This is a genomic window from Iodobacter violaceini (genome assembly GCF_011601265.1).
GTDB classification, from domain to species: domain Bacteria; phylum Pseudomonadota; class Gammaproteobacteria; order Burkholderiales; family Chitinibacteraceae; genus Iodobacter; species Iodobacter violaceini.
On sequence record NZ_JAAOLX010000003.1, the window covers coordinates 115,276 to 127,125 of the forward strand.

Consider the following 11,850-nt stretch of genomic DNA (forward strand, 5'->3'; position numbering starts at 1 on the left):
TGTAATTAATGCAAATTCCAATAGCTACATGCACGTTGCTTACAGTAAACAGAATAATTGAATAACCGCTGCATTAGCTCATGCAGATTAAAAGCAGGTTTTATTCTTTACCATCTTCATTATCAAAAACAAATTTAATTAAAATGTAAAAAATGCGCTTATTGCAGGTTTATGATCAAATCAGCGAGTTAGTTATTAATATTCAACCAATAACACCTTAAGAAGTTTAAAAAGCAAACCATTGATTTTATTAAGAAAATAACCTCAGAAACCCCAAGCCCACACCAGATAAAAAATGAAATCATATAATTTTTTTCAATCAAAAATCCTCATACTGAATATATATTAATCCTTATTTCGTTTTTTATTGAATATTTAAATAAATTAAATAAAAAACAACAAGAGAAATAAATAAAATTTACGCCATTTATTTATCACGCAGCCGATTAAAAAATAATTATCAACGAACCATTGAAAATTAATGAAGCAGATCATGAGGAATAATTGAGGATTGCCACTGGAGGGGATTAATCAACAGATAAAAAAATGGCCAGCAATTTGCTGGCCGTTTTTTTATCTGATTTTCACAGCTTTTGCTCTGCAAAATGCACGCGTTCAAAATTGCTGCCGTATTCCAGAATACTAATAAATTTTACTTTGATGATTCGCTCGCCATTCCATAGCTCGCACTGGCGGCCTGCTCGGAACCAGCCATTGGGCAGAAGCAGTGTTTGCGGCGCTTTCAGGGCGGGCATGGCGGGCAGCCAGACAATATTTGTATATTCAGGCGTTGCCCGTGCTGGCTCGCAAGGCCGGATGGCGGCGGCTTTCGGCAGGCCGGGCAACAAGACCAGGCCCAGATGCAAATTGCCTTCGCTTTCTTCCAGCCAGCGCACCACGCCTGCCAAATAGCGGGCAGAAGACTTCACCACCATCAGCTGATTCAGGCTGATACGCTCACCCTGAGATGCCACACGACTTAAACGCAAGCCTTGAGCCGTTTCATTCACCACATCCCATAGCTCAATCGGTGGCAAAGCCTGCGGCTCATTATTTTGCCGTGAAGGCGATAAATCACCAAAGAGGTGAATATTGATTAAATCACGGCTGCCTACTTTTACAGATTCTTCTGGCGGCGGGGTGTAATTGCCGTCAACCACATAAAGATGCTGCGCGGGCAAAGCCAGGATCAGCGGCACGGTGCGCGGCTTAAGCTCGCGTGGAGCCCGCTCTGTGCCATGCTCGCACCAAAGCCGGTAAAGATCAGACAAAATATCCAGCGTTGCCTGCAAGCCAAGCTCGTTCCCCAAACCCAGCTTTTCTGGTAATTCGCCCTGACGCAGCAACTTAATACGTTTGGATAAAACCTGCGCCAATGCAAGGGTATCAATCTCACGGATGTCCGGCCCTTCTTTGGGCTGACCAAAACGCTGCGGGCTGCCAGGCTCTGCCAGATCAATCTGCAAAGGGGTTTTACCCGGAAGTGCTGGCGCTTTAGGCGCAATATGGCTGCGCGTTGCAAACAGCTCCAGCATTTGGTCTATCCACAACAAACGCCGCAAAGTGTGCTGATTTGAATTGGCGGCAGAAAGGAGCAGAGTATGGATAAAAACCGCTTGCACTGTGGTTGAATCACCTACGCTGAGCAGGCTGTCTTTAACTTTTTTATCTGTAATCGCCAATTGCTCGGCATGCTGATAAAAGCTGAATATTTTTACCCAGATTGCATCAGATACTTTTCGCCCAACCATATAGTGGCAACGCACCACAAATCCCATGCAACGCACAGCACGCTCGGCAAGCAGGGGCAAAAATTCAACAATGGGCGAATCATCAGCCTGGGCATCTTTCCAGCAGCGTGCGTAAGCATCGGCCATGCCCTCCCACAGCTTGCTGGCAGCCTGCCACTGCGCCTGCTCGGAGGAGCTCAAAGGCAGCGGCTTTGCGGCATATTCATGCGTTAAAGCAAACTGCACATCATGTACAGAGCTGCGCAAAATCTCTAATGATTTTAGTGCCTCCAGCGGTAGCATATTGCCTTCAGCCAGCGTTTCCATTGCACTGCATAATTCTGCATGCGCCACGCGGGTATTCATCAGCGGCAATAAAATCAGCCAGTCTTTGGTGCTTCGGGCATCGGTAAAAGGAACCTGGCTCATCGTTGTATGGCCTGCAAAGCGATTCGGAGCGCTAATAATTGTTTAGCAGATACTCTTGTTTCTGCATCCGGCTTAACTGCCTCAGCCCATATTGGGGCGGGAAAATGACGATCATCTTTAAAGCGTGGAATAACATGCCAGTGTAAATGCGGCACCATATTGCCAAGGCTGGCTAAATTGACTTTATCAGGCTGCAATGTGCTGCGCATGGCCGATTCCACAGCAAAAACCAGCTGCATTAATCTTTGCCTGTCTTCGGTATTTAGATCACTGAATTCCGCCGTATGCTGCTTTAGGATAACGCGGCAAAAACCCGGGTATCCTGCCTCATCAGCCAACACAACACGACAAAAATCATCCTGCCAGAGAATTTCTCCGCCGCTGTCAGAGCACAACACACAATCTGAATTCATTACATTATTCCTGTTGATTTGCATCATTATAGGCTGAGCATTCGCCCAAATAAGCTGATGCTATTCTAACGCCGCCCCCCGGCTGCCGCTATCGGTAGCAACCATAACCTTACACCGTAAAAAATACATTTTATTTGGCACAGAATGTAACAAACCGCGCCGGCTAAGGCCGCCCAAAGCCTGCAGAATCTCAGTACAATCGTTTTTTTAACCAAATTAATAGCCAATCCAATATGCAACTCTATTTATATGACAACTGGGAACGCCAATTAAGGCCATTTCAAGCCATCCGCTCCGATTGGGTTGGCTTGTACTGTTGCGGCCCCACTGTCTATGACTACGCGCATATCGGTAATTTACGCACTTATTTATTTGAAGATATTCTGCGCCGCACCCTGCAATTTAATGGCTATACCGTACGCCATATCGTCAACATTACCGACGTAGGGCATCTGGTTTCTGATGCCGATGAGGGTGAAGACAAAATGGAGCGCGGCAGCCGCAAATCGGGTAAATCCGCATGGGAAATCGCCGATTATTTCAGCGCCGTATTTAAAAATGATTTATCCACGCTGAATATGCTGGAGCCCACGCTCTGGTGCAAAGCCACCGAGCATATTGCAGAGCAAATTGCCTTTATCCAGGTACTGGAAGAAAAAGGCTATACCTACGCCAACAGCGACGGTATTTATTTTGATACCGCAAAACAAGACGATTACGGCTATCTGGCCCGCTTAAACCGCGAAGGCCTGAATGCCGGCAGCCGCGTGGCACTTGGCGAAAAGAAAAGTATCACCGATTTTGCGCTGTGGAAATTCAGCCCTGCAGGCAGCACCCGCCAAATGGAATGGGAAAGCCCATGGGGACGTGGTTTTCCAGGCTGGCATATTGAATGCTCGGCGATGTCGGCCAAATATCTGGAGCCTTGGTTTGATATTCATTGCGGCGGCGAAGACCATATTTCCATCCATCACAGCAATGAAATTGCCCAAAACCAGGCTTGCCACGGCACGCGCTTAGCTAATTTCTGGATGCACGGTTATTTCTTGCAGCTGGACGCCAGCAAAATGAGTAAATCCAGCGGCGATTTCCTGCGCCTGCAAACGCTGATCGACCAGGGCATTGATCCGATCGCCTACCGTTATCTTTGCCTGACGGCACACTATCGCAGCCAGCTTAATTTTAACTGGGATGCGCTAAGCGGTGCTCAAACCGCCCTTGCCCGGCTGCGTGACAGCTACTTCGCCCTGCCCGATGGTGGCGAATGCGATAGTGATTATCTGGCGAGATTCACCGAAGAAATAAACCAGGACCTGAATATCCCCCGTGCCATTGCACTGGTGTGGGAGCTGCTCAAATCCAAGCTCAGCCCAAGCCATAAAAAAGCCACACTGAGAAAATTTGACGAAGTATTAGGCCTGGGTTTAGCCACCTGGCAACCTACCATCGCAGCAGCTGTTCCGGCTGAGATTGAGGCTTTAGCAGCCCGGCGCCAGCAATATCGCAAAGAAAAAAACTGGGCGGCAGCTGATCAGATGCGTGGCGAGTTAAAAGCGTTGGGTTATGAGGTGGAAGATACAGCCGATGGCTGGATTGTGAAGAACATTTAAGCCGCATGCCTGAGCAGGTGGCCACAATGGCCGCCTGCAATTTCTCACTACTCTATAAATGACTTTGAAAAATAAACACCTGATTGTGGTTTTAGCTTGGTCTGTTTAAATACAGCTTCGCCGCCTTAGTGAAAATCCGTGATCAACATGAGAAAGAAAAAATGAACTTACTATTTGTTTGGATGATAATTGTAATGCCGGGCTTAGCAATTAACTTTGTAATTCACAAATGGTGTGTAAAGAAGCAAACAAAAAAATCTTCCGAAATTTGGCTGCTTATTATAAACGGTGTTTTCTTATCACCATTAATGGGTATCGCTATATTTTCAAACTCAGATGGCGGCTATGGCGCAGGGCTGGGCGCCGTGCTTATTCCCATGGCCAATACAGGCCTGAGTGTATTGTTTATTATTTATGCAGCATTAAGTGATCGCCCTGAGCCAGCAACACTCCCCCCGGGCACAAGCAATCCAGAATCAGATCAAATATAGTTTTTACACATAGGAATAAGAATGTAATGTTTTACAACTGTAATATCACTTGCATCGTGCCAATGATATTTACGGTGTTTGGGCCAATAACAAGTATTACCCTCATTGGAATGCTGATTATCAGCGCATTTCATATCAAAAAAGATTCAGGGAAAATATTGCTAACCAGCACTATCGTTCTTATCTTTTGGTGGGCCAGTATTCTTATTTAAACGTTAACAAATGCAATAAGTATTCCTTGGGTGCAGTTCTGAAGGCCGCTTGATCATGCTTTCATTTGCAGCTCCATTGCCTTAGCAAGGCGCTGAATTCCCTGCTTAATTTCCTCCGGCTCCAGGCTGCCATAACCTAAGCGTAATGCATGAATGGCCTGGCCTTCTGCTGCGAAATCACTGCCAGGCAAGACTTTCACCCCCAGCCTGCCTGCATCGCTCTGCAAACGCTGCATATCCAGCGGAATATTTATTTTTAACCACAAAGCCAAACCGCCGTTGGGCAAATCAAAACTCACCTTATCCCCTATCAGGGTTTTAATTTCCTCAGCCATGATATTGCGCCGGCTTTCATAAATGCGCAGCGCACGGCGAATGTGGCGTTTTAATTCTCCGCTTTGCATCAAATCTGTCACGGCCAGCTCGGTCACTGCATTACCCTGCCTGTCGATCAGCATCACTTCAGCAGTGCAGCGATCAATAAAATTCTGAGGCCCAAAGACATAGCCCAGCCGTAAACCAGGCGCTAATACTTTGGAAAGCGAAGAAATATAAATCACATTATCTGCAGTGCTAATGCTCGCCATGGGGAAAACAGGGCGATGAGCAAAATGAAACTCATGATCGTAGTCATCCTCAATCATCACAAAACCATAGCGGTCCGCCAGTGCTAACAGCTGCATACGGCGCTCTGGCGGCATCATTGTGGTGGTGGGAAACTGGTGATGGGGCGTCAGATAAATCGCTTTCAGGCGGCGCTGCTGGCAAAGCTGCTCCAGTTCATCCGGCCGCATGCCTGATTCATCCTGGCCTATCGCAAAGGTCTGTGCGCCCGCAGCCTGAAATGCCGCCCTCGCCGGCGGGTAGCTTAGCGCATCCAAAGCCACCGCATCGCCGGGCTTTAACAAAACACGCGCAGCAAGATAAATACCCATCTGGCTGCCCCGCACCACGCACAATTGATCGACGCCAGCATTCAGGCCACGCTCCTGGCTGAGCATAGTGCAAAGCGCCTGGCGCAAGGGCAACTCGCCACGCGGATCGCCATAAGCCAAACGATTTGCCCTCGCCGTCGCGATTAAGGCCCTTCGGTAAGCCCGCCCCAGCACATCAAAAGGAATCAGCCTGGAATCCGGCACGCCATCGGTAAAATCAATAAGATACGACTCAAGCTCCTGCACGGCTTCCCTGATGATTTTTGCCTTAGCCACAGGCCGCTCTGCAGCAATAAGCGCGGGCAACACAAAAGTGCCGCGCCTGCCCTGAGTACAAAGCCAGCCTTGGGCAATCAGCTCATCAAACGCCTGGATCACCGTCTTGCGGTTTACCCCCAACTGACGTGCGACCTCCCGCGAGCCAGGCAGTGCGCTGCCGCCAGTTAAGCGCCCCCTTTGAATTTCATCCACGATGTATTGGGCAATTTGCAGATGCACAGCAAGCCCCGCTTGCCGGTCAATCTGCAGTAATAAGGACCAGGGGCGCAGCATGGCTTGCTCACAGAAAAAACTGGACCATCCATATTATCAAATCTGGAGGTTTTTAATGGTCCAATAGCGGGCTAGAGTTTGGTTCTTGAAGTGGGCAAACCACAGCGGTCTAAAAAGGACGCCATGCAAAACAATCCAGCATTGAGCCACTCGCTAAAATTCTATATCCACAAGCGCAAACCCAGGCTGAAATTAGCGCCAATCTGGCGGTGGTGAAAGATAAAATAACGGCCGCCTGCCTTAGAAATGGCCGCAGCCCTGATGCGGTTCAATTGCTTCCGGCCAGCAAAACCATAGCAAGCTCGCGGATTCAAATGGCCTGCGCTGCGGGATGCCGTGCAATGGGTGAAAATAAAGTGCAGGAAAATACACCGCAACTCTGCAAGCTTTCCATGGGCATGTCTGGCGATTTTGAGCTGGCCATTGAAGAAGGCGCCACCATTATTCGGGTCAGCCAGGCCATTTTTGGAATAAGAGCCACAAGCGACCAATATTATTGGCCAGAAAAAACAGCACAGGAGCCTGGAAGCATGAAAACCGCTATCGTTATCCGCCATGTTTTATTTGAAGACCTAGGCTTACTTGCGCCCCTGTTGCAGGAGCAAAATTTTGCTGTTCGCTATTTGGAAGCAGGGCTGGATGATCTGTCCCCAGCCAGGCAAGCCGATTTATTGATCGTTTTGGGCGGCCCAATAGGTGCATTCGACGAGGATAAATACCCCTTTATTCTGGATGAGCTGGCGGTGATAAAGCACAGGCTAAGCCTGAAACAAGCAACGCTGGGAATTTGCCTGGGCGCTCAGCTGATGGCGCGTGCCTTAGGGGCAGCAGTTGCACCGATGCAGCAACAGGAGATCGGCTTCGCCCCACTCACACTGACGGCAGCCGGAGAGAAGTCGCCTCTGCACGCCTTGCAAAATCAGCCGGTTTTACACTGGCATGGCGATCAATTTGCTATTCCTCAGGGGGCAACCCTGCTGGCCGCCTCAGCGCAATGCCCTCATCAGGCTTTCTCGCTGGATAATTATGCCCTGGCGCTGCAATTTCACGCCGAAGCCGATTGCCAGCGAATCGAGCAATGGCTGATCGGCCATGCTGCGGAGCTGGCGATGGCTGGCGCAGAGCCCGGCCTATTGCGCAAGCAAGCGGCAGAGAATAGAGCAGCACTTAGCTCCGCCTGCAGGTTGCTGTTTACTCAATGGCTCAATCTTTTACCCCAAAACAGGTTCCACAATGAATAAATACCGCCTGCAAATCTGGCAATACGATCGCCTGTGGGGCAGCTTTGAAAGCGAAGGCCCACAGGCCAAATTTGCCATACAAGATATGCACCATCGCCTGCCTGCAGAGCAGGGCTTTCAATTTAAGCTGTTTATTGCCCGTGATGAAAAGCGAATCATTGAAAGCGGCCCTGCAGGAATTCGCTTACTCGCCGCAGAAGTGCTCTATGAAGAGATGGCCTGGCCGCTGCTGATTCATCAGCCAGCATAAAAAAATGGGCACGATATGTGCCCATTTTCATAGTGCTGGCGAATCTGCTTAAGCATCCAGCGACTTACAGCAGTACCCGCTCAATCCCGCCGTTACGCGCTTTTTCTACATACTCCGGCATCCAGTTTGCGCCTAATACCGTTTTGGCTATTTCTACCACGATGTAATCAGCGGTCGTGCCTGAATCGTCGTTGTAGCGGCTCAAACCTTGCAGGCAAGACGGGCAGGAGGTGAGGATTTTGACTGGCGTTGCAGTACCAGATTCAGCACGCAGCTTATCTGCCCCCTTTTTCATTTCCTCTTCTTTTCTGAAACGAACCTGCGTGGCGATTTGTGGCTTGGATACGCCAAAAGTGCCAGATTCGCCGCAGCACCGGTCATTCAGCTCTACTTTCTGCCCCATAAGTTCATTGGCCACGTCGATGCCTTTATAGGTCTTCATCGGGGTGTGGCATGGCTCGTGGTACATATAGCGATCACCGCTTACGCCTTCCAGCTTCACGCCTTTTTCCAGCAGATATTCGTGAATATCTAAAAGACGGCAGCCAGGGAAAATCAGCTCAAACTGATACTTTTGCAGCTGATCCATACAGGTGCCGCAAGACACAATCACCGTTTTGATATCGAGGTAATTGAGCGTGGTAGCCAGGCGGTGGAATAACACTCGGTTATCCATGGTGATCTTATCGCCCTTGTCTTTCTCGCCGCCCGATGTTTGCGGGTAGCCGCAGCAGAGATAGCCCGGCGGCAGCACGGTGGTCGCGCCCACATGCCAGAGCATAGCTTGCGTGGCTAAACCCACCTGACTGAATAAACGCTCTGAACCACAACCGGGGAAGTAGAACACCGACTCTTGCTCTTCTGGCCGGTTAAGGCGTTGCGGATCCCGAATTACCGGTACGACAGTTGAATCTTCCACATCCAGCAAGGCGCGGGCGGTTTTCTTTGGCAAGCCACCTGGCATAGGCTTATTAATAAAGTGAATCACCTGCGTTTTGACAGTCGCCTTGCCCACGGTGGCGGGCGGCGTTTTCAGGGCGGGTTTGAGTAAGCCCATACGTTTAGCCACGGCATGCGCCAAACGCTGGCCTTTATAGCCCCACTCGATCGTTACTTTACGAATCAGCTTGATAGTCGCCGGGTCTTTAATGGTTAAGAAACCCATACCAATCGCGGTAACAGGGTTAAATTTCTTTTTGCCTTCTTTGCGCAGGAAATTACGCATGGCGATCGATACATCGCCAAAATCGATATTCACCGGGCAAGGATTCACGCAACGGTGGCATACCGTGCAATGGTCGGCCACATCCCCCAGCTCGTCAAAATGCTTGAGCGATACGCCACGGCGGGTTTGCTCTTCGTATAAAAATGCTTCGGTGAGTAAACCCGTAGCCAAAATTTTATTTCGCGGGCTGTACAGCAAATTAGCGCGCGGCACATGGGTGGTGCAAACCGGCTTGCATTTACCGCAGCGCAGGCAGTCTTTTACGCTATTGCTGATCTCGCCGATATCAGATGCCTCCAGGATCAGCGATTCGGCCCCCAGCAGGCTGAATGATGGCGTGTAGGCATTGGCCAGATCTGCGCCCGGCATCAGTTTGCCTTTATTAAAGTGGCCGTTCGGATCAACCCGCTGTTTATACGCCTCAAACGGGGCCAGCTCTGCGCTTGTCAAAAACTCATACTTGGTGATGCCAATGCCATGCTCACCGGAAATCACGCCATTCAGATTCCGGGCCACGCCCATAATCCGCGCCACGGCGTGGTGAGCGCGTTGCAGCATTTCATAATCATCCGAGTTCACCGGGATATTGGTGTGCACATTGCCGTCCCCCGCATGCATATGCAGCGCCACCCAAGTGCGGCCTTTCAGCACTTTTTGCTGAATAGCGAAGACCAGCTCCATAATGGATTTATCGGTGCGGCCAGAAAACAGTGTTTCCAGCTCGCCCAATAACTCACGCTTCCAGCTCACCCGCAGCACAAAATCACGCAGGGCTAAAAAGACGCTTTGCGGAATATCATCGCCGATCAGCTCTTTTTCTAAGGGCATGGTTGGGAAGGCAGCGCGATACAGCTCAAATGAATCATCGAGATGATCAAAAATCCACTGCCAGTGCAGGCGTGATTTTTCAATCAAATCAAGAGCAGTTTCACGCCTGTCGCCGATAAACTCTTCCGCGCTGACCGGCGCATCCCCTGCATCCACCGGCAAGCGGCCATGAGCAAAAAAGTCTTGCAGCTTATCCAGCAGCTCCAGCTTGCTGGTCAGCGACAGCTCAATATTAATGCGCTCGATCGCGTCGGAATATTCACCAAGGCGTGGCAGCGGAATCACCACGTCTTCGTTTACTTTAAAGGCATTGGTATGGCGGGCAATGGCTGCAGTGCGTGCGCGATCCAGCCAGAATTTTTTACGCGCTTCCGGTGTAACGGCCACAAAGCCTTCGCCGCCGCGCATATTGGCAAGCTGCACCACATGGCTGGATGCCAGGCCCACTGCGTCTTCATCATCAGACACCAAATCTGCGATCAGCACCATTTTGGGCCGGCCACGGCTTTTAGCCTTGGTGGCATACCCTACGGCGCGTACATAACGCCAGTCCAGATGCTCTAAACCGGCCAGCTGCACGCTGGCATGGGCATCCAGATAATCTTTGATTTCCACAATCGACGGCACGGCACGGCTGACTTCGCCGAAGAACTCCAGACACACCGTGCGCACATGGGCTGGCATGCGGTGCAGCACAAAGCGGGCGCTGGTAATCAGCCCGTCGGTGCCTTCTTTCTGAATACCCGGCAGACCAGAAAGGAATTTATCAGTAACGTCTTTTCCCAAGCCTTCCTTACGGAATTTGCTGCCCGGGATGACCAGGTTTTCATCGCTAAGCAGCGTTTTGCCATCAGGCTTAAATTTGCGAATCCGGAATGTGGCTTGTTTGGCATCATGGATCTTGCCCATATTGTGATCCATGCGCTCGATGAACATCCAGTTGCCGTCCGGATCGACCATCTTCCAGCTCACCAGATTATCCAGCGCCGTGCCCCACAGCACGGCTTTTTTACCGCCGGCATTCATCGCCACGTTGCCGCCAATACAGGAAGCATCGGCCGAGGTTGGGTCTACCGCAAATGCTAAACCTGCCGCTTCGGCTGTTTCCATCACCCGGCGGGTGACCACGCCTGCGCCGCACTGAATCGTCGCCACTTTGCCAGCCACGCCTGGGATTTCACGGTATTCCACGCCATTATGCTGATCCAGCTTTTCGGTATTGATTACGGCTGAAAGTGCCGTTAATGGCACTGCGCCACCGGTGTAACCTGTGCCACCGCCACGCGGGATAATCGTCAGGCCAAGCTCGATACAGGCCGCCACCAGCGGGGCCATTTCTTCTTCGGTATCAGGGGCCAGCACCACAAAGGGGTATTCAACGCGCCAGTCGGTGGCGTCAGTCACATGGCTGACCCGTGCCAGGCCATCGAAACAAATATTGTCATTACGGGTAATGCGGCCCATTTTTTTGAGCACTTTACGGCGCAACAGGGCCACATCGATAAATTCTCGCTCAAAGCGCTCCACCGCCTCGCGGGTGCGGTCAATTAATAGCGCAACCTGCGTGTTTTCCTGACGGCGTTTCTCGATCTCGTGCACACGATGATGCATGGCTTCGGCCAGCATATTCAGGCGTTTAGGATTATCGAGTAAATCGTCCTGCAAATAGGGATTACGTTTCACAACCCAGATATCGCCCAATACTTCAAACAACATCCGTGCCGACCGGCCGGTTTTACGCTGCTGCCGTAAATCATCAAGCACCTGCCAGGCGTCTTCTCCCAGCAAGCGAATCACAATCTCACGATCAGAGAACGAAGTGTAGTTGTAAGGAATTTCGCGCACACGATCATGCACAAGCTGCGGTGGGAGGGGAGTAGTAATAGGCTCGGCCATGGGGGACTCTTAGGGCTTGCGGGGTCATGGGAGCGTTG

The 11,850-nt window shown here is 50.5% G+C and carries 8 protein-coding genes; 4 read left to right on the plus strand and 4 right to left on the minus strand.

Features of this window, described 5'->3' with window-relative positions; genetic code table 11:
* Positions 1-584: 584 nt before the first annotated feature.
* Together HA050_RS06595 and HA050_RS06600 are read right to left on the minus strand one after the other, a co-directional pair.
* On the minus strand, positions 585-2,159 hold the full coding sequence (locus HA050_RS06595; RefSeq protein WP_166823701.1) for a cyclic-di-GMP receptor FimW-related protein: 1,575 nt from the start codon (positions 2,157-2,159) through the stop codon (positions 585-587).
* Positions 2,156-2,572: an HIT family protein gene (locus tag HA050_RS06600; protein WP_166823705.1), complete on the minus strand. Its 417-nt coding sequence runs from the start codon at positions 2,570-2,572 to the stop codon at positions 2,156-2,158. Before HA050_RS06600 ends, HA050_RS06595 begins: the two co-directional genes overlap by 4 nt.
* Before the next feature lie 287 nt (positions 2,573-2,859).
* On the opposite strand from HA050_RS06600, the gene cysS reads away from it, so the two are divergent.
* Entirely contained in the window at positions 2,860-4,182 is a 1,323-nt protein-coding gene (gene cysS, locus HA050_RS06605; RefSeq protein WP_439898215.1) for a cysteine--tRNA ligase, read from the plus strand.
* A gap of 128 nt (positions 4,183-4,310) precedes the next feature.
* Complete coding sequence (locus HA050_RS06610; RefSeq protein WP_166823711.1) at positions 4,311-4,673, plus strand: hypothetical protein; 363 nt, start codon at positions 4,311-4,313, stop codon at positions 4,671-4,673.
* A gap of 265 nt (positions 4,674-4,938) precedes the next feature.
* Here the strand turns inward: HA050_RS06610 and pdxR are convergent, their stop codons facing one another.
* Positions 4,939-6,372, minus strand: a complete 1,434-nt coding sequence (gene pdxR / locus HA050_RS06615) for a MocR-like pyridoxine biosynthesis transcription factor PdxR (protein ID WP_166823714.1) — start codon at positions 6,370-6,372, stop codon at positions 4,939-4,941.
* A gap of 212 nt (positions 6,373-6,584) precedes the next feature.
* Between pdxR and HA050_RS06625 the strand changes: the two genes are divergently transcribed.
* A complete protein-coding gene (locus HA050_RS06625) occupies positions 6,585-7,613 on the plus strand; it encodes a glutamine amidotransferase (protein ID WP_308418892.1) in 1,029 nt (342 codons plus the stop codon).
* Positions 7,606-7,863, plus strand: coding sequence for a hypothetical protein (locus HA050_RS06630; RefSeq protein ID WP_046350309.1), 258 nt, complete (start codon positions 7,606-7,608; stop codon positions 7,861-7,863). The genes HA050_RS06625 and HA050_RS06630 overlap by 8 nt, the downstream gene beginning before the upstream one ends.
* Before the next feature lie 64 nt (positions 7,864-7,927).
* Here the strand turns inward: HA050_RS06630 and HA050_RS06635 are convergent, their stop codons facing one another.
* A complete protein-coding gene (locus tag HA050_RS06635) occupies positions 7,928-11,812 on the minus strand; it encodes a DUF3683 domain-containing protein (RefSeq protein WP_166823717.1) in 3,885 nt (1,294 codons plus the stop codon).
* Positions 11,813-11,850 lie beyond the last annotated feature (38 nt).